This window comes from Rufibacter ruber (assembly GCF_001647275.1).
Classification (GTDB): Bacteria; Bacteroidota; Bacteroidia; order Cytophagales; family Hymenobacteraceae; genus Nibribacter; species Nibribacter ruber_C.
Genome location: NZ_LRMM01000008.1, coordinates 83,095 through 102,466 on the forward strand (window position 1 = coordinate 83,095; position 19,372 = coordinate 102,466).

A 19,372-nucleotide genomic window follows, 5' to 3' on the forward strand; every position below is an offset into this window, starting at 1 on the left:
CCAAGGCCCGCACGTGCGCGCCTCATTTGCGCAACTCTTCGGTGATGAGGCCACCTAAGTGGCCGATGGCTCCCGCGAGGATGATGGTTGGGATGTTGGGAGAGGTGGAAGTGGTCATAGTAATTGAGATGTTTTGTCTCAAGAACTCTGAATAGGCGAAAAAGTTATGAGTGAATAGTAACGCAGATGAAATGCCCATTCATTTGTTGCTACAAAATATATTCTGTGTTTTAGTAATGCTTACTCAGTTACCATTGATCTAATAATGTATTTTTGGCATCTCACCTAGGTTGCTTGACCAGAGTAGCTGCGTTTATTCTAAAGTTAGTATCTAGCATAAGCTGAAAATCAAACAAATAATAAAGCGATATAATTAAATGGCAAAAGAGCAAGAACGCGACGAACTCCACCGCGCAATTTGGCAAATCGCAAATGACCTGCGAGGTAGTGTAGATGGCTGGGATTTTAAATCATATGTGCTGGACATGTTATTTTACAGGTTTATTTCCGAAAACCTGACATCTTTTATAAACAAGGAAGAGCAACGTGCCGGCAACACTAATTTTGATTATGCAAAAATATCTGATGCAGATGCCGAGTTTGGCCGCGAAGATACTGTAAAGGAAAAAGGCTTTTATATTCTGCCGTCGGAGCTGTTTGTGAATGTACAGAAGAAAGCCAAGACCGACGAGAATCTGAACGAAACGTTACGTAGGGTTTTTAAAAATATTGAGAACTCGGCAAAGGGAATGGACAGCGAAGACGATTTGAAAGGCCTGTTTGACGACATAGACGTGAACAGCAACAAGCTGGGCGCATCGGTGCAGAAGCGTAACGAAAAGTTAGTGAAGATACTGGAATCTATTGGCGGCCTGAAATTAGGCGAGTTCCAGGATAATACCATAGATGCCTTTGGCGATGCCTATGAGTTTTTGATGACCATGTACGCGGGCAATGCCGGGAAATCGGGAGGGGAGTTTTTTACCCCGCAGGAAGTGTCAGAGTTATTGGCCGAAATTACGGTGGCAGGCAAAACGCAGGTAAACAAAGTATATGACCCGGCTTGCGGTTCGGGCTCACTGCTGCTGAAGTTTGCCAAAGTGTTGGGCAAGGAAAACGTACGGCAGGGTTTTTACGGACAGGAAGTAAACATTACCACCTACAACCTGTGCCGCATTAACATGTTTTTGCACGACATCAATTACGAGAAATTTGATATTGCCCACGGTGATACACTTACTGAACCCAAGCACTGGGACGATGAACCGTTTGATGCTATCGTATCTAACCCGCCGTATTCCATCAAATGGGACGGCGACGCGAACCCGCTTTTAATTAACGACCCACGCTTTTCGCCTGCCGGTGTGCTGGCGCCTAAAAGCAAAGCAGATCTGGCCTTTACCATGCATATTCTTTCGTGGCTGGCTACGTCGGGTACGGCTGCTATCGTTGAGTTTCCGGGGGTGTTGTATCGCGGAGGTGCCGAACAGAAGATACGGAAATACCTGATAGATAATAACTACATTGATACCGTTATACAGTTGCCGCCCGACCTGTTTTTTGGTACCACTATTGCCACCTGCATTATAGTTATTAAAAAGAGCAAAAAAGACAACGCCACACTGTTTATTGATGCATCAGGTGAGTTTGTACGGGGTGGAAATAAAAATAAACTGGCTGAAGCCAACCGCAAACGCATACTGAACGCTTTTATGGCGCGGGAAAGCGACGGCCATTTCTGCCAGCTGATACCCAACAGCGTAATTGCTGAAAACGATTACAATATTGCTGTTAGCAGCTACGTGGAGCAGGAAAACACAACGATAGCCGTTGACATCGAAAAGCTGAATGCCCACATTGCCGAAATCGTAATACGCCAGAACAAACTGCGCACCGCTATCGATGAGATTGTTGGCGAACTGGAAGGAGTAATGTATGAGTAAGTTAGTAGAACTTATACAGGAGCTATGCCCTGAAGGGGTGGATTTTGTAAAACTTGAAGAAGTTTTTAAAATCACTCGCGGAAGAGTGATGTCTAAGGAATACTTAACTCAAAATAAAGGAGAGTATCCAGTATATTCATCTCAAACAGCTAATAATGGTCAAATTGGCAGGATAACAACCTATGATTATGATGGCGAATACTTAACTTGGACAACTGATGGCGCTAATGCAGGTACAATTTTTTACAGAAATGAGAAGTTTAGCATAACTAATGTTTGTGGTCTGCTAAAAGCTAAATCTAAAAATATTTTACCAAAATATGCTTACTATGTTCTAAGTATAGTAATGAAGAGTTATGTTAGTTCTGGTATGGGTAACCCTAAATTAATGAGTAATGTTACTGCTAAAATTCAAATCCCCTTTCCCCCGCTTCCCATCCAACAGGAAATAGTTTCTATTCTCGATAAGTTTACGGAATTGGAGGCGGAATTGGAGGCGGAATTGGAGGCGCGTACGCTTCAATATAAATACTACCGCGATCAACTCCTAAATTTTGCTGATAAAGAAGTAGAATGGAAAGCGCTGGGGGAAATTGGTGAATTTGTTAGGGGAACTGGCTTGCAGAAAAGTGATTTTATTGAAAGTGGTGTAGGTTGTATTCACTATGGTCAGATTTATACCCATTTTGGTTTTTCGGCAAATAAAACGAAAACCTTTATTTCTCCTGAATTGGCAAACAGATTAAGGAAAGCTAAAAAAGGAGATATAGTATTTGCAACCACCAGCGAAAATATTGATGATGTATGCAAGACTGTAGTTTGGCTAGGTGATGAAGAAATAGCTATAAGTGGAGAAACTTACATCTATAAACATAATCAAAATGCTAAATTTATTGCCTATTACTTAAAAACGCCACCTTTCATCGCTTTCAAAAAGCAAAATATTACAGGCACAAAAGTAATCCGCGTTCATGGCGAAAAGTTAAAGCAATTCCGTATTCCTATTCCATCTCTGGAAGAGCAGGAGCGGATAGTAGGTATTTTAGATAAATTCGATGCGTTGGTAAATGATATTTCGGTGGGCTTACCTGCCGAGATACTGGCAAGAAGAAAGCAGTATGAATTTTATAGAGAACAATTATTGAATTTTAAAACTAAGTAATGGATAAATACGCCCTTGTTGCTGAAAGCCCGGAAAGCACAGTTGTAGCCGAATATCAACCACTATACCGCAAAGACACTTCTTACCAAAGTGAGGCCGATCTTGAAAAAGCTTTTATAGAACAGCTTCAGAACCAGGCATACGAGTATTTACCCATCACTTCTGAAGCAGCACTAGTTGCCAACTTGCGTACACAATTGGAGTTGCTAAACAATTATCAGTTCACAGATGCCGAATGGGACCAGTTCTTTAAAAGCAAGATCGCCAACCAGAACAACGGCATCGTTGAAAAAACAACTATAGTTCAGGAAGATCACATACAGCTGCTTACCCGCCCCGACGGCACCGTAAAAAACATTTACCTGCTTGATAAAACCAACATCCATAACAACCGCCTGCAGGTAATAAACCAGTACACTGTTGAGGACGGCCAGCGTGCCAACCGCTACGATGTTACCATTTTAATAAATGGTCTGCCCATGGTGCACGTAGAACTTAAAAAACGCGGTGTAGATATAAAAGAAGCCTTTAACCAGATAAACCGCTACAACCGCGAATCGTTCTGGTCTGGCAGCGGCCTGTTCGAGTACGTGCAGCTGTTTGTTATCTCGAACGGCACCTATACCAAGTATTACAGCAACACCACCCGCTTTACGCACTTAAAAGACCTCACCGACGGCACGGTAAAAAAAGGAAAACGCACCAGCAACAGCTTCGAGTTTACCTCATGGTGGGCCGATGCCAGCAACCGCCCCATCACCGACCTGATGGACTTTGGCCGCACGTTCTTTGCCAAACACACCCTGCTTCAAATTCTTACAAAGTATTGCGTTTTTACCTCCGATAAGCTGCTGCTTGTCATGCGGCCTTACCAAATCGTTGCCACTGAACGGATTCTGAGCAGAATAAATGTTTCAAACAACTATAAAACCTATGGTTCTGTAGAGGGCGGCGGTTATGTCTGGCACACCACCGGTAGCGGTAAAACGCTTACCTCTTTTAAATCGGCTCAGTAGCCAGTAAACTTCCGTTTGTAAGCAAGGTACTTTTTGTGGTAGACCGCAAAGACCTTGATTACCAGACGATGAAAGAGTACGATAAGTTTGAGAAAGGGGCAGCCAACAGCAATACCAATACCGCCATACTTAAAAAGCAGCTCGAAGACCCTAACGCTCGGATCATCATCACCACTATCCAAAAGCTTTCTGTACTTATTAAAAAGCACAAAAGCCACCCGGCGTTTAACCAGCACCTTGTCATCATTTTCGACGAATGCCACCGGTCGCAGTTCGGCGATATGCACACGGCCATTACCAAAGCCTTTAAAAAATACCACCTTTTCGGATTTACCGGTACGCCAATCTTCCCAGTAAACTCCAGCAGTGGCAGCAAACCTAATTTACGCACCACTGAGCAAGCATTTGGCAAAAAACTGCATACCTACACCATTGTTGATGCCATCACTGATAAAAACGTGCTTCCCTTCCGGATTGATTACATCAGAACCATGAAGGAACAGGAAAATATTGCCGATGCCAAAGTGTGGGACATTGACCGCGAAAAAGCCTTAGCAGCGCCCGAGCGCATTAGCAATGTAGTAAAATACATCCGCGAACATTTTGACCAGAAAACCAAGCGCAACACATTTTATCAGTTAAAAGACCGCCGTTTAGCCGGGTTTAATTCCATATTTGCTGTAGCCTCAATAGATGCCGCAAAAAGATACTATACCGAGTTTCAGAGGCAAATGGCAGACTTGCCCAGCGATAAACAACTTAAAATTGCTACCATCTACAGCTTTGGCGTGAACGAACCCGATGACGAAGACGCTGGTATTATAGAAGACGAAAACCTGGAAGATACAAGCCAGTTAGACCAAAGCTCTAGGGATTTCCTGGAAAGCGCCATTCAGGATTACAATAAGTTATTTAAAACAAACTGGGACACCTCCAGCGATAAATTTCAGAACTATTATAAAGACTTATCGCAACGGGTAAAAGACCGCGAAATTGATCTGTTGATTGTGGTAAACATGTTCCTGACCGGGTTTGATGCCACCACGTTGAATACCCTTTGGGTAGATAAGAACCTACGCCTGCACGGCCTTTTGCAAGCCTATTCGCGCACAAACCGCATTCTTAACTCCGTAAAAACCTTCGGCAACATCATCTGCTTCCGCAACCTCGAAAAAGCTACGAACGAAAGTATTGCCTTATTCGGGAATAAAGAAGCAGGCGGCGTGGTATTGCTTAAAACCTATACCGAATACTACAACGGTTATACCGATGGTGAGAAGGATGTTTCTGGTTATTATGATCTGGTAACTGACCTGCAGGAAAACTTCCCGATTGGCGAACAAATCATTGGTGAACAAAACCAAAAAGATTTTATTAAGCTGTACAGCGCCATTTTAAAGGTTAAAAACATACTAACCACCTTCGACGAATTTGCCGGTAACGAGATTCTGTCAGAAAGAGATGTGCAGGATTATCATAGCATGTATATAAACCTGTACAACGAGTTCAGGGGCAAAACCAAAGGCGACAGCGAAAATGTAAACGATGATATTGTCTTTGAAATGGAGCTGATAAAGCAGGTGGAGATCAATATCGATTATATTTTGGCGCTTATTAAAAAATACCACGAAGGACACCTGAAAGACAAGGAAATTGAAATAACTATTAAGAAAGCCATTGATGCGAGTGTTGAACTCCGGAATAAAAAAGACTTGATTGAAAACTTTATCCATTCTCTAAGTCCTTCTTCCAAAGTTGATGATGATTGGCATGCGTTTGTAGATGCAAAAAAGGTTGAGGAAATAAACAACATTATTACCGATGAAGGTTTGAATAAAGATGAAACCTTCAATTTTATGAACAACGCTTTCCAGGATGGCTATGTACAAATAACCGGTACGGCTATTACTAAGGTTTTGCCACCAGTGTCAAGGTTTACGCCAACCGGCGACCGCACTAAAAAACGTGAAACTGTAATTGAAAAACTCAGTGCTTTTTTTAATAAATTCTGGGATATTTCAGGAGGAAGATTATTAAAATAGAATTGAATTATAAGTAAAAGATCATTCAAACTGCTACCATAGGATATAAAGCATAAGGTGGTAAGGCAATTTAATTGGTTCAAATTTAATTTTATTAGCTAGTAAACTAACTACCCTTATTGGATGGACATAAACTGTTAAAACAAAAGGCCGCTTGAGATTTCTCCCAAGCGGCCTTTCCTTTTCAAACCAACTCTCCTATTAGAACTGATCAATATAAGTATTCAACGTTGCACTAGGTCGCATAGCGGTAGACACCTTCGCCAGGTCTGGGTGGAAGTAACCGCCCATATCCACCGGTTTGCCTTGCTCGGCAATCTGCTCCTGCACAATCTTCTCCTCGTTTTCAGTCAGCGCTTTGGCCAGGTCTGAGAAACGGGCTTTCAGCTCCTCGTTCTTGGTTTGCTCGGCCAAGGCCTGGGCCCAGTAAAGCGCCAGGTAGAAGTGGCTTCCGCGGTTGTCAATGCCACACCTATTATATTGTTTGAGCAGTTGCGCAAAGACCGTTTAATCCCGTAAAACTATTCTATCATATTTTGTAAAACGGGGAAGGAGCAGCTAATGGTTGCTCCTTCCCCGTTTTTGGTCTACTTTTAGAGAACATGAGTGATTCAACAAATATCTGTTTGTCTTGTGGGTCCTGTTGTGACGGCACCATGATTGGTTTTGTACAGCTTAGCCGTGAAGAGTTACCTGTCATGAGAGAGTTCATGGACGTTGAGAATACAAATGGTGATGGTTTTTTCCTCCAACCCTGTCGCAACTATTGTGATGGTTGCACCATTTATGCTAAGAGACCGAAACAATGTGCCAATTTTGAGTGCGGACTTTTAAAGTCTGTTGAACAAAAGGAATTAGATTTTGATTCGGCTGTTGAAATAGTCAACGTGTTGAGACAAAAAAGAATCGCCATTGAAAAAAAGGTAGCGCTACTCCCCTTTGATCTTCAGTCCCCCTCCTTTTATTTTAAAATGATGGAATTGAAAAAGCTGTTGCAGAAAGACAAGCCTGAAGGACCATCAACACAAACTCATCTAGATTTACTATCAGACCTCCAGCAACTAGATACGCTGCTGTCAAAAGAATTTGGTGTCTCCCTGTTTTAAAAACAAGAGATTATTGACGAATAAAAAGGCCGCTTGAGATTTCTCCCAAGCGGCCTTTATTCTTTAACCTCAGCTCCTCCTAGAACTGATCAATGTAAGAATTCAACGTAGCACTAGGCCGCATAGCTTCAGCAACTTTAGTGAAGTCTGGGTGGAAATAACCGCCCATGTCTACGGGTTTGCCTTGCTCGGCAATCTGCTCCTGTACAATCTTCTCTTCGTTCTCGGTCAACGCCTTGGCCAGGTCAGAGAAGCGGGCTTTCAATTCCTCGTTCTTGGTTTGCTCGGCCAGGGCCTGGGCCCAGTAGAGCGCCAGGTAGAAGTGGCTGCCGCGGTTGTCAATGCCGCCTACTTTACGGGCCGGCGACTTGTCTTTCTCCAGGAACTCGGCGTTGGCTTGGTTCAGGGCTTCGGCAAGCACGGCGGCTTTGTCGTTTTTGGTTTTGTAGGCCAGGTCTTCCAGCGATACGGCCAGGGCCAGGAACTCGCCCAGCGAATCCCAACGCAGGTAGTTTTCTTCCTGGAACTGCTGCACGTGCTTAGGCGCAGACCCGCCGGCACCGGTTTCAAACAGTCCACCGCCGTCTAACAACGGCACAATAGAAAGCATTTTGGCGCTGGTGCCCAGTTCCAGAATCGGGAACAAATCCGTCAGGTAGTCACGCAGCACGTTACCGGTCACTGAGATGGTGTCTTTCCCGGCTTTGGCGCGCTCGCAAGAATACCGCATGGCTTCTACCGGAGACATAATTTTCACCTCAAGGCCGTTGGTGTCATGGTCTTGCAAATACTTCTCTACTTTCTTGATGAGGTTGGCGTCATGCGCGCGCTGCGGGTCTAGCCAGAAAATGGCGGGGGCACCGGTAATGCGGGCTCTTGTTACGGCCAGCTTCACCCAGTCCTGAATAGGCAGATCTTTGGTCTGGCACATTCTGAAGATATCGCCTTCCTCTACTTTTTGTTCCATCAAAGCGTTGCCGTTGGTGTCTACCACGCGCACGGTTCCGGCCTCAGTCATCTGGAACGTCTTATCATGCGAACCGTATTCTTCGGCCTTCTGGGCCATTAAACCAATATTCGGCACGGTGCCCATGGTTTTAGGGTCAAACGCGCCGTTCTCTTTGCAGAAATTGATGACTTCTTTGTAGATACCCGCGTAAGAACGGTCCGGAATCATGAACTTGGTGTCGTGCGGCTTGCCATCGGCGCCCCACATCTTGCCCGAAGTCCGGATAGCCGCCGGCATAGACGCGTCAATAATCACATCATTGGGGAAGTGCAGGTTGGTGATGCCTTTGTCAGAATCTACCATGGCCAGGGCCGGTCCGTTCTCAATAGCCGCTTTCAAATCAGCTTCAATGGCCTCGCGCTTATCAGCCGACAGTTTCTGGATTTTGTTGTACACATCGCCCAGACCGTTGTTCGCGTCCACACCGGCTTCTTTCAGCGCCTCAGCATGCTTTTCAAACACATCTTTGAAGAACACCGTCACGGCGTGGCCGAACATGATAGGGTCAGACACCTTCATCATGGTGGCTTTCAGGTGCAGAGACAACAGAATGCCCGATGCTTTGGCCTCGGCAATCTCTTTCTCAAAGAACGCACGCAACGCCTTTTTGCTCATCACCGAAGAGTCAATCACCTCCCCTGCTTTCAGCGCGATGTTTTCTTTTAACGTTTTGGCAGCACCGTCAGCGCCTACAAACTCAATCTTCACGCTGGTGGCGTTGTCTACCACTACAGACTGCTCGGTGCCGTAGAAATCGCCGCCGTCCATGTGGGCCACGTGTGATTTGGAGTCAGAAGACCAGGCACCCATGGAGTGCGGGTTCTTGCGGGCGTACTGCTTCACGGCATCGGCCACGCGGCGGTCTGAGTTTCCTTCGCGCAGCACCGGGTTTACGGCGCTACCCAATACTTTGCCGTAGCGGGCTTTGATCTCCTGCTCGGCGTCATCTTTCGGCGTAGCCGGATAATCTGGAATGTTATAGCCCTGCTCCTGCAGCTCTTTGATAGCCGCGGTCAACTGCGGAATAGAAGCAGAGATGTTAGGCAATTTAATGATGTTCGCCTCTGGGGTTTTGGCCAGTTCGCCCAGCTCGGCCAGGTCATCGGCTTGCCGCTGCTCAGCGGTCAGGTTCTCTGGGAACGTAGCCAGAATACGGCCCGCCAGGGAGATGTCTCGGGTTTCCACGTCAATGCCGGCGGCCTTGGTGAACGCCTTGACAATGGGCAGGAACGACTGGGTGGCCAGGGCCGGGGCCTCGTCGGTGATGGTATAGATAATCTTGTTTGCTTTGCTCATGCTGTTCTTTTGGGTTAAAGATGATACGCCGGGGCGTCTAACGTAAGCCCCTATCTGCTTGGCAGGCTTCTACCAGGCAGACAAGGGCAAATATACGTGTCTTTTCAATACGGGCTAGCCCGAAGGCACATTCCTGCCCCGCTTTTCGCAGGGGCTGCGCCAGCGCTTTCTAAGCACTGTTTTTAGAGACAGCATTCATGTTTTCGGGCTATTTTCTGAAAAACAGGCCGAAAACAGGAATTCAGGTAAGAGCATGTTTAAATTTGTCTTTTGCGCTGCAAACGGGTATCAAAAGAACCTGACTTTGCTTTTTTCTCGCACCATAGCGGGGCGTATGCTGCTCAAAAAACGCTATAGAAGAACCTTTCGCTCCCCGTTTTCGCTTGCAAAATCAAAATGTAAACAAGCTCTAAGCTGGCGGGAGCAGCTCAACCAGTACCGGGCAATGACTTTCAAACTGGTAGGCAGGCAGGCTAAACATACGGCTCCTAGGCTGTTCGGGGTTATGAACCCAGAACTTCAGCCCCTGCAAATTTATAAAGCGCGGTGCCTGCCGGCTGCATGGTGCCGCAACGGGAACCGCACATCTGCTTAAGACCTGTTCCAGATGACAAATTAGAAAGAGAAACACGCATCAAATCTGGAGGAGCAGCGCATAGCAAGAGTAACAGCAACCGTTTAGCTTATAGAACTTTTCACCTAAGCCCCACCTGGCTTTACTTTTCAAACCACGTTCCGTATATAGCAGCATGAAGATATTTGCCCCTATTCTTGCCTCTACCCTGCTTTTCGGGTTTGGTTGCCAACCAAATACAGCTTCCCGGAACGCAGAGACTTCTACCGCAGAAACCGCCTCGCCTGCCCCGGCGGCCCCCACTACTGCAGAGACCCGGCAACAAGAGACGGTCCTTCAGCAAGACACCCTCAATGCGGTGCAGGAGGAAGTGGTGAAAAAGCCCACGCCCAAAGCGCAGGAAAACTTTACCGCTTTCTTCCAGAACTTTGAGGCCATCATCAAAAAGCAAGACGCGGCGGCTTTCAACCAACTGATTGACCCCGAGCACGGGCTCTACCTCATTGACACGCCCGGTGCCCTGCCCCAGTTCACCCACGTCACAGATATCAGCACTTTTAAGCGGGCAGACATAGAACAGCGCCCCTTCTTCACCATCAGGGAAACCTTCAGAAACTGCCGGTTAGAGGAAGTCAAAACGCTGCCCAAGGTGACCTGCGAGGGAGATGCAGCCCCGTATGAGAAAAAAGGGTGCTTTGTGGCAGACGGTTCGGCGTTCCGGAAATACAACGCCTACCAATACGCCAGCCTACCCAAAGAAGAGGAAAGAAAAGTGGCCCAGACCCAGTTACTGGTCAACAAGACCGTGCTGCACACTGGCAGCGGCTTTAAATTCCATTTTGGGCAGATCAAGGGCCAGTGGCGGGTGCTGTTTATAGACTTGATGACGCCGTGCAGTGCATAATTGGTAACGCGCAGCAAGTAGCAAGATTTGGGAGGCAATTCTGTTATGTAGGCTGGTTGCATATAACCCAGCCTTACCCCAGGAGGGGAGTTATCTGGAATGCGTGGGAGACAAGGCGGTACCTGGTCTCTACATCAGGATTTGCTGCAACCCGTATTCAGCAGGTGTCAACATCCCCCCTTCGCCCCCCTTCAAAGGGGGAATATCTACTAAAGTGGCAGGTGCCAAACAACTCCCGCAAAAGAAGAACTGCAGGCTCACGCATTGCAGATAATTCCCCTCCTGGGAGGGGTAGGGGTGGTTAACTGCCAATGGTAAAACCGCCGCAAATCTGATAAGGCAGGCAGGTAGCAATGGCACGTGAAATCTTCTTGGGGTGGAGCGCCGTAAAGGGGAATGCGTTTTCTGTTTTCGGGCTGTTTTCAGAAAAACGGCCCGAAAACAGAAAGCACTCAGGACTTAGAACTCAAGACTCAGAACTACAAATATGGCCTGGCCTCCCCACCTTCCGCCGCCCGACCCGCAACTGGTGAGAACCCTCACGGAGCAGCAGGAGAAACTGCGCCAGCAGGTGGTGCTCCAGAAACCGGACTTTGACCTGAAACTGCTGGCGGGCTGTGACTCGTCGTTTATTAGGGAGAATATCTTGTCGGTGTTTGTGGTGCTCACGTACCCGGAACTGGAGCTGGTGGAGAAAGTGTGGCACTACGGGCCGGTGGAGATGCCGTACATTCCGGGTTTCCTGGCCTTCAGAGAAGCGCCCAACCTGGTGCAGGCGTACGGCAAGCTGGAGCGCACCCCCGATTTGATCATGGTAGACGGCCACGGCATTGCGCACCCGCGCCGCCTGGGAATTGCCAGCCAATTGGGCGTGCTGCTGAACAAACCCACCATGGGCGTGGCCAAGAAAGTACTCACGGGCAAGTTTGAGGAACCGGCTTCCGTTAAAGGCAGCATCACGCCCCTCACCCACCGCCAGGAGCACATTGGCAACGTCATTCGCACCAAAGACAAGGTAAAGCCGGTGTTCGTCTCGCCGGGGCATTTGATGGACCTTGAAACCGCCACCGCCCTGGCGCTGCAGACGTCCCTCAAGCACAAACTGCCGGAGCCCACCCGCCTGGCCGACCATTACGCCGAAGTCTTCAAAGCCGAAGTTGGGTAACTACCGGTACCATTTAGCGTTCTACCACTAAAAACAGAGCAAAGCACGTGCTGCTGCCCGGGTGTTAAGGCAGGTTCGCCTCCAGCAACGCTTTTCAGATTCTGCACTGGCTCCTTTTACCTGAAATCCCAGAGGCTGGAACGCAAAGCAAGCCATTTGCTTCCAGTTGAGCGCCTTGGGGCTCATCCTAAGTTAACCTGCCCCGCGGGGAATGCGTTATAAGAAGACGAACGTAATACCATCCCTCACCAATACACCTAACCCTTATGGAAACTTTGCACACCTTTACCGGCTCTACCCAAGATGAAATTTGGCAAAAAGTAGCCTATGACATGGCCAGCCAGAAAGAACTTCTCAGCTACTCGGCTCTGGTGCAGTTAAATGATACCCAAATCTATTTTGATACCGACCTTGATTTAGGCGGCGGCTTTGAGGGTGGCATCTCATCTACCAACTTCATGGCGCCGGTCCCAGAAAATGTGTCGCTGCGTTTTTCCCTGCATGAGCAAGGGTGGATGGACGAGGTAGGCAAATTCTTCGGGATGGAAGATGTGGAACTGGGTTACCCAGACATAGACGAGGCCTTCATTATCAAAACCAACCAACCTGATACACTCAAACAGCTGCTCTCTGACCCTACGGTGCACCAGCTGCTCCTCAAACACAAAAGCTGCGAACTCAAACTGCATGATGACGCTGATGATTCTGGCCATGAGACCGTGCTTACCTTTTCTAAAGATGAAGCTATCTTAAACATAGCCGAACTGCGCGAAATCTATGACATGCTGTACAGGCTGTTACAGCAGCTGCGGCAGTTGGTGTAACAGGCGTAGACACTCGTAGGAGCTTCGCACACTACGAGGTCTGTTGAGCAGGCGGCGTTAAGTTTAGAAACTTTAAAAGATGCAGAAAAGTGTTCCTTTAGAAGCGGGCAAGTTTTACCACGTCTACACGCGCGGGAACAACAAAGAGACTGTCTTCATAAGTAAGGAAAACTATAATTACTTTTTGCAGTTGTACAGGAAGTATTTGACTCCTTATGTATACACCTATGCGTACTGCTTATTGCCAAATCATTTTCATTTGCTTGTTCAGGTAAAAGAGGAGGAGGCACTAAGATGGAAGAGCGCAGATGGTCAGATAGAGGAAAAGCTGGTGAATATCTCTCAGCAATTTTCACACTTGCTAAACGCATACACGAAAGCATTCAACGCAGTGAATAAAAGAGTTGGAAGCTTGTTTCAAAACAGGTTTGGCAGAAAAGAAGTTACCTCAGAAGCCTATTTTACACGCCTGGTGTACTACCTCCACTTCAACCCACAACATCATGGGATAGTAGAGGATTTTCAGGAATGGCCATATTCCTCGTACCACAGCCTTCTCTCCCTTAAGAAAACCAACCTGCTACGGGAGGAAGTGCTGCAATGGTTTGGCGGCAAAGACTGGTTTAAAAGCTTTCATCAAGAAAACGCTGCAGACTTCAAATTCATTACCCCACTCTTAGAAGACGACCTATAGCGCTGGCTCAAATGACCTCGTAGTGTGCGAAGCTCCTACGAGTGTCTACACCAACCACACCCAGCCATTCTGTCTTACAACTATTCAAACAGCCCATCCAACTCTGACATTATTTCCGAAAAACAGCCCCAAAACGCCTCGGCACCTGCTTTGCTTTAACCGTCGTAGAGTAAAAAACTAGAAACTACGGAAAAACAAAACATATGAACTTTAACAACTATACCATCAAAAGCCAGGAGGCCGTGCAGAAGGCAACCGAGATTGCCGGCGGCAACCAGCAGCAGGCCATTGAGACGGGGCACTTGCTGAAGGGTATCCTGCAGACCGACGAGAACGTGACCGGTTTCTACCTGAAGAAGCTGGGCGTGAACGTGAACCAATTCAACACCCGCCTGGACGAGATTGTGAACGCCTACCCTAAAGTGAGCGGCGGCAGTCCGTACCTGGGCAATGATGCCGCGGCGGCGTTACAGAAAGCCAACTCGTATTTGAAAGAATTTGGGGATGAGTACGTGGCCATTGAGCACTTATTGCTGGGCTTGCTGGCCGGCCGTGACAAAACCGCTACGCTCTTAAAAGACAGCGGTATCACGGAGAAAGGCCTGAAAGCAGCCATCAAAGAACTGCGCGGTGACTCTAAAGTGACTGACCAAAACGCCGAGGCGAAATACAACTCGCTCAAGCGTTACGCCATTGACCTGAACGAGCAGGCTCGCCTAGGCAAGATTGACCCGGTGATTGGCCGTGACGAGGAAATCAGGCGCGTGTTGCAGATTCTGAGCCGCCGTACCAAAAACAACCCGATTCTGCTGGGTGAGCCGGGCGTAGGTAAAACCGCCATCGTAGAAGGTCTGGCCCAGCGCATTGTGTCTGGTGACGTGCCCGAGAACCTCAAGTCCAAAACCATCATGAGTCTGGATATGGGCTTACTGGTAGCAGGAGCCAAATACAAAGGCGAGTTTGAGGAGCGTCTGAAAGCGGTCATCAAAGAAGTAGTAGACTCTGAGGGCGAGATTGTGCTCTTCATTGACGAGATCCACACCCTGATTGGAGCCGGTGCCGGTGGCGACAGCGCCATGGATGCCGCGAACCTTCTGAAACCAGCTTTGGCCCGCGGGGAATTGCATGCCATTGGTGCCACCACTTTGAAAGAGTACCAGAAGTACTTTGAGAAAGACAAAGCCATGGAGCGTCGGTTCCAGGCGGTGACGGTAGATGAACCCAGCATTCCAGATGCCATTTCCATCCTGCGTGGTATTAAAGAGAAGTACGAGTTGCACCACGGCGTGCGCATCAAAGACGATGCGGTGATTGCTGCCGTGGAACTGTCCAGCCGCTACATCTCTGACCGTTTCTTGCCCGACAAAGCCATTGACCTGGTAGACGAGGCCGCTTCTAAACTGCGCATCGAGATTGACTCTTTGCCTGTAGAGCTGGACGAGGTGCAGCGCAAGATCATGCAGTTGGAGATTGAGCGCGAAGCCATCCGCCGTGAGAATGATAAGGAGAAAGAGAACCTGCTTTCCAAAGAGATTGCTGATTTAAGCGAAACCCGTGACGCCCTGCGCGCCAAATGGCAGAGTGAGAAACAGGTGATTGAAGGCATCCAGAAACAGAAGGAAGCCATTGAGCAGTACCGACTGGAAGCCGAGCAGGCCGAGCGCGCCGGGGATTACGGTAGAGTAGCCGAGCTGCGTTACGGTAAAATCCAGGAGGCCGAAGCCAAGCTGCGCGAACTGCAGGAGCAGGTGAAACAGCAGCAGGAAGGTGACCGCATGCTACAGGAGGAAGTAACCTCTGAAGACATCGCCGAGGTTGTGGCTAAGTGGACTGGCGTGCCAGTGAATAAGATGTTGCAAAGTGACCGCGAGAAACTGTTGCACCTGGAAGAAGAACTGGGCCGTCGCGTGGCCGGTCAGGAAGAAGCCATTGCCGCTATTTCTGATGCCGTGCGCCGCAGCCGGGCCGGCCTGCAAGACCCCAAACGCCCTATCGGTTCATTTATCTTCCTGGGTACCACCGGGGTGGGTAAAACCGAGCTCGCCAAGGCGCTGGCCGACTTCCTGTTCAACGACGAGAACGCCATGGTGCGCATTGACATGAGTGAGTACCAGGAGCGCCACGCCGTGAGCCGTCTGGTGGGAGCGCCTCCGGGATACGTAGGCTACGACGAAGGCGGTCAGTTGACCGAAGCCGTTCGCCGGAAGCCGTACTCTGTCATCTTGCTGGACGAGATTGAGAAAGCGCACCCAGACGTGTTTAACATCTTGCTGCAAGTGCTGGATGATGGTCGTTTGACTGATAACAAAGGCCGCGTGGCCAACTTCAAGAACACCATCATCATCATGACGTCTAACATTGGGGCGCACATTATTCAGGAGAACTTCCAGCATCTGGATGAACTGAACCCTGAGCCCACCATTGACCGGACCCGTGACGAGGTGTTTGAGCTCTTGAAGAAGACCCTGCGCCCTGAGTTCCTGAACCGAATTGATGAGTTGATCATGTTCCGGCCGTTGAGCTCCCGTGAGATCCGGAAGATTGTGGACATCCAGTTCCGTCAGATCCAGGACCGTCTGGAAGACACCGGCATCCGTCTGGAAGCCACCGACGAGGTACTGGACTTCCTGGGCCACGAGGGTTACGATCCGCAGTTCGGCGCCCGTCCGTTGAAGCGTGTGCTGCAACGCCGTATCCTGAACGAGCTGTCCAAAGCCATCTTGGCCGGTGACATCCGGAAAGACGCCGTGGTAGAAGCCGTACTGGAAGGGGATCAGATCAAGTTCATCAACGTGGACATTGACCTGCCCATTGACAGGTAATTGATAGTGAGTGATTAAAAGTGGTGAAGCGGCCGGAGAATTTCTCCGCGCTTTTTTTACGGCCTTCCGTTTTGGGGCTGTTTTCTGAAAACAGCCCCAAAAAAGACTTAGCGGGTTTTCTTCTCCCTGCGGAAAAGGTTTTTCAGTTGTTATGGCAAAAGCAACTGGCACAGACGCTCGCAGGTCTGAAAGACGCTACGAGGTCTTTTGAGCAGGCGGTACAGCGGGGGCAGGTGTATAGAACCCACCCTTCCCGGGAGGGGAGTTTTCTGGAATGCGTGCTCTCCTGAGTCAAACATCCCCCTTCGCCCCCTTCCAAAGGGGGAGTATTGGAGTGAGTCCTGAGTTATGAGTCTTGAGTCCAGAGTCCTTTCTTTTCCCCTTAGGCAATTCAGCAGGAATGAAGCAGCAATGCCTGGTTTCGCCGCCGCGCCGCGGGGGCAGCCAGAGACCGCCCGTCATCAGTAGACACGATTCTGGGGACTCGCGCCAGCGCGTGAGTATCAGCTGGCGTTAGAAGGCACGGAAGTAACTTCCGCGCCATAGAGGAGCTATAGAGGGCAGAGGTAATGTGAGGCGGCCGCCTCATGGAAGATGAAAGCTTCCGCCATTATAGGTCCAAGTTGGAAACTTGAACCAGTGAAAGCGACAAATAAGCAGCAATAAGTAAGCAAACAAGCAGCAATGAACAATCAACACTTCTGCCAGTGGCACCTCTGTTAAATCAACACTTCTGCCCTTGGCTGATGTGCGCAGCACGGGCTCGCCATAGGCTAGCGGGACAACAACGGTTACCTACTGAAACAGACAGAGCAAGTAAGGAAGTAACAGGAGAGGAACCCAGACCAGTCCTGGCGGGGAGCGCCTCTGTTAATACGGTGCCCAAGGCAACGCCAAAGGCGTAGTTTTAACAGCAGTGCGAGCCGCCAGGACGGGGCCCCGCGGCCGTGAGCGCTTACCGGAAAAGATGAAACAATGCAGCTACTAAACACCGCGACAAGCGCTAAAGCCAAGGGAGCAGCGGACTACGTATTCCTAAAATAACAGCACTGCAGCAAGCGGCAAAGCCAAGGGAATAACGAACTACGCATACACTCCTGCTAACAACAATGAAACAGAAGGGGCTTTTGATGCCCTGCTCCCAACTGCACTGCCAAGGCAACAGCAGACTTCGCCTTCCAGCCGCAGCCAGGGGAACAGCGATCTGTATTCCGTCAAGGGGAACAGCAAAGTAGATATTGCCACTGTAGCTACAACTTCCGGTGAAAGCACACACTACTCTTTCCTGCACCTCCATCCAGCAAAAAGACACATATTTCTGTTTTTAGCCTGTTTTTCCAAAAACAAGTCAAAAACAGAAACTCATCAGCACCCTTGCCAGAGCCCCAGCATTTTCTAATTTTGTCAACTGTTCCTGTGTACCCCCTTATTCTTCTTTCTGTGTCTTCTGTCTTCTACACGTACCTCCAACTGGGCTTTCACCATATTTTCAACCTGCAGGCGTATGACCACATGGTGTTTGTGCTGGCCATGTGCGCGGTGTACTCCGGCAGTGAGTGGCGTAGAATTCTGGCGCTGGTCACCAGTTTTACCGTTGGCCACTCTATCACGCTGGCGCTTTCCACGCTGGAGATGCTCACATTCAACACGGCCCTGATTGAACTCCTGATTCCCGTCACTATCTTAATCACCTGCCTGTACAATTTCACCCAACTGAACAAAGGCAAGAAAAAAGGCGGCGCGCTCTGGTCCTGGAACAATGTATTCGCCATTGCCTTCGGGCTGATTCACGGCATGGGGTTCTCCAATTACCTGAAGTCTTTGCTGGGGAAAGGGCAGAACATTGTGCTGGAGCTGTTTGCGTTTAACGTGGGCATAGAACTGGGGCAGTTGCTCATTGTGGCGCTGGTGCTGCTGATCAACCTCCTGCTCACCCACATCCTGCACGTAAAGAAACGGGACTGGATACTTGGCGTGAGCAGCGCCGCGGGGGCCATTGCGCTCATGCTGATTCTGGGCCAGGATTTATCGGCTGTTTTTTAGGGAACAGCCTTTTTTTTAGGGAACAGCCTTAAAACAGGAACGTACACCCCATGTTCCTTTTACATTTTCTCTCATGCTGGCGGAGTCATACAGAGTCTTGCAACTTCCGTACGGGGCGCAGATGTCCCAGATCAGGCAGGCCTACCGCCAGCTGGTACTCCAATACCACCCAGACCGGAACCGCCAACCGGGTGCCTATGAAGTATTCCTGCAAGTGCAGGCAGCGTATGAGTACCTCCAAAAGTACCACACCGTTGGCGTTGCCGCCCCTGCTTTTCCCCCTGCCCCCCAAACTGCTGCCACCAAAGCTGAGCGCGACTGGGAAAAGTACCAGCACCTGTATGAACCGCCCGCAGACCCCAGAGAGTTTGCGGCCTGGGCCGAAGTGGCGCGCGAGCGGGTACGCCGCCAGAAGGAGAAAGACCATGCCGCCTACGTGCAGCGCACGCTGGAGATGAAAAAGCAATGGTGGTACGGCATTGCCTTGGCCAGCAGCTATGCCCTGCTCCTGGCCGGCAGTCTGACAGGAATTGTCATTGCCATCATTCCGTTTCTCTTTCTGCTGAGCGACCACCCCAAACGGGTGTTTCTGGCGGTCATTCTGGTGCCCGTTGGCTGGCGAATTGTCAACATCATGCAGAACTTCCGGCAAGACATCCGGCGCCACTTTGGGGAAGACCTGCCGGAAGAATGAAACTGGCACCCCGGCGTTTTTTTCTTTGGCGGCAAATCGCGAAATTGCCCTTTCACCCGAACCACAAACAACCCATCC

At 49.1% G+C, this 19,372-nt stretch carries 15 protein-coding genes; 13 read left to right on the top strand and 2 right to left on the bottom strand.

Annotation, left to right across the window (positions count from 1 at the left end; all coding sequences use genetic code 11):
* Positions 1-377 precede the first annotated feature (377 nt).
* From A8O25_RS05100 to A8O25_RS24055, 4 genes are read left to right on the top strand one after another with little or no spacing between them, the layout of a single operon-like run.
* Positions 378-1,943, top strand: coding sequence for a type I restriction-modification system subunit M (locus A8O25_RS05100; protein WP_066831742.1), 1,566 nt, complete (start codon positions 378-380; stop codon positions 1,941-1,943).
* Positions 1,936-3,105 (top strand): restriction endonuclease subunit S, encoded by a 1,170-nt coding sequence (locus A8O25_RS05105; protein WP_066831748.1) that lies wholly within the window; start codon positions 1,936-1,938, stop codon positions 3,103-3,105. The genes A8O25_RS05100 and A8O25_RS05105 overlap by 8 nt, the downstream gene beginning before the upstream one ends.
* The gene (locus A8O25_RS24050; RefSeq protein WP_206598649.1) at positions 3,105-4,121 is read left to right on the top strand and encodes a type I restriction endonuclease; all 1,017 of its coding nucleotides are present in this window, start codon (positions 3,105-3,107) and stop codon (positions 4,119-4,121) included. Before A8O25_RS05105 ends, A8O25_RS24050 begins: the two co-directional genes overlap by 1 nt.
* Complete coding sequence (locus tag A8O25_RS24055) at positions 4,109-6,163, top strand: type I restriction endonuclease subunit R, EcoR124 family (protein ID WP_277620007.1); 2,055 nt, start codon at positions 4,109-4,111, stop codon at positions 6,161-6,163. The genes A8O25_RS24050 and A8O25_RS24055 overlap by 13 nt, the downstream gene beginning before the upstream one ends.
* Positions 6,164-6,364: 201 nt before the next feature.
* On the opposite strand, the gene A8O25_RS05115 is transcribed toward A8O25_RS24055, so the two are convergent.
* A complete protein-coding gene (locus A8O25_RS05115) occupies positions 6,365-6,655 on the bottom strand; it encodes an NADP-dependent isocitrate dehydrogenase (RefSeq protein ID WP_082893456.1) in 291 nt (96 codons plus the stop codon).
* Positions 6,656-6,819: 164 nt separating this feature from the next.
* On the opposite strand from A8O25_RS05115, the gene A8O25_RS05120 reads away from it, so the two are divergent.
* Positions 6,820-7,269 (top strand): hypothetical protein, encoded by a 450-nt coding sequence (locus tag A8O25_RS05120; RefSeq protein WP_066831751.1) that lies wholly within the window; start codon positions 6,820-6,822, stop codon positions 7,267-7,269.
* Positions 7,270-7,348: 79 nt separating this feature from the next.
* Here A8O25_RS05120 and A8O25_RS05125 read toward each other — a convergent pair whose 3' ends face one another.
* Positions 7,349-9,574: an NADP-dependent isocitrate dehydrogenase gene (locus tag A8O25_RS05125; protein WP_066831752.1), complete on the bottom strand. Its 2,226-nt coding sequence runs from the start codon at positions 9,572-9,574 to the stop codon at positions 7,349-7,351.
* A gap of 253 nt (positions 9,575-9,827) precedes the next feature.
* Here A8O25_RS05125 and A8O25_RS05130 point away from each other — a divergent pair, with 253 nt between their 5' ends.
* The 8 genes from A8O25_RS05130 (at position 9,828) to A8O25_RS05170 (ending at position 19,294) form a co-directional block, all read left to right on the top strand.
* On the top strand, positions 9,828-10,169 hold the full coding sequence (locus A8O25_RS05130; RefSeq protein ID WP_066831753.1) for a hypothetical protein: 342 nt from the start codon (positions 9,828-9,830) through the stop codon (positions 10,167-10,169).
* A 154-nt stretch (positions 10,170-10,323) separates the two neighbouring features.
* On the top strand, positions 10,324-11,052 hold the full coding sequence (locus tag A8O25_RS05135) for a hypothetical protein (RefSeq protein ID WP_066831754.1): 729 nt from the start codon (positions 10,324-10,326) through the stop codon (positions 11,050-11,052).
* Positions 11,053-11,539: 487 nt separating this feature from the next.
* The gene (nfi, locus tag A8O25_RS05140; RefSeq protein WP_082893457.1) at positions 11,540-12,217 is read left to right on the top strand and encodes a deoxyribonuclease V; all 678 of its coding nucleotides are present in this window, start codon (positions 11,540-11,542) and stop codon (positions 12,215-12,217) included.
* A 266-nt stretch (positions 12,218-12,483) separates the two neighbouring features.
* On the top strand, positions 12,484-13,041 hold the full coding sequence (locus tag A8O25_RS05145; protein ID WP_066831756.1) for a hypothetical protein: 558 nt from the start codon (positions 12,484-12,486) through the stop codon (positions 13,039-13,041).
* 79 nt (positions 13,042-13,120) lie between these two features.
* Positions 13,121-13,735, top strand: a complete 615-nt coding sequence (locus A8O25_RS05150) for a hypothetical protein (RefSeq protein ID WP_066831758.1) — start codon at positions 13,121-13,123, stop codon at positions 13,733-13,735.
* Positions 13,736-13,938: 203 nt separating this feature from the next.
* The gene (gene clpB / locus A8O25_RS05155; RefSeq protein ID WP_066831759.1) at positions 13,939-16,557 is read left to right on the top strand and encodes an ATP-dependent chaperone ClpB; all 2,619 of its coding nucleotides are present in this window, start codon (positions 13,939-13,941) and stop codon (positions 16,555-16,557) included.
* Positions 16,558-17,958: 1,401 nt separating this feature from the next.
* A complete protein-coding gene (locus tag A8O25_RS05165) occupies positions 17,959-18,600 on the top strand; it encodes a HupE/UreJ family protein (RefSeq protein WP_220483120.1) in 642 nt (213 codons plus the stop codon).
* Between the two features lie 73 nt (positions 18,601-18,673).
* A complete protein-coding gene (locus tag A8O25_RS05170) occupies positions 18,674-19,294 on the top strand; it encodes a J domain-containing protein (protein ID WP_066831764.1) in 621 nt (206 codons plus the stop codon).
* The last annotated feature ends 78 nt before the right edge of the window (positions 19,295-19,372 follow it).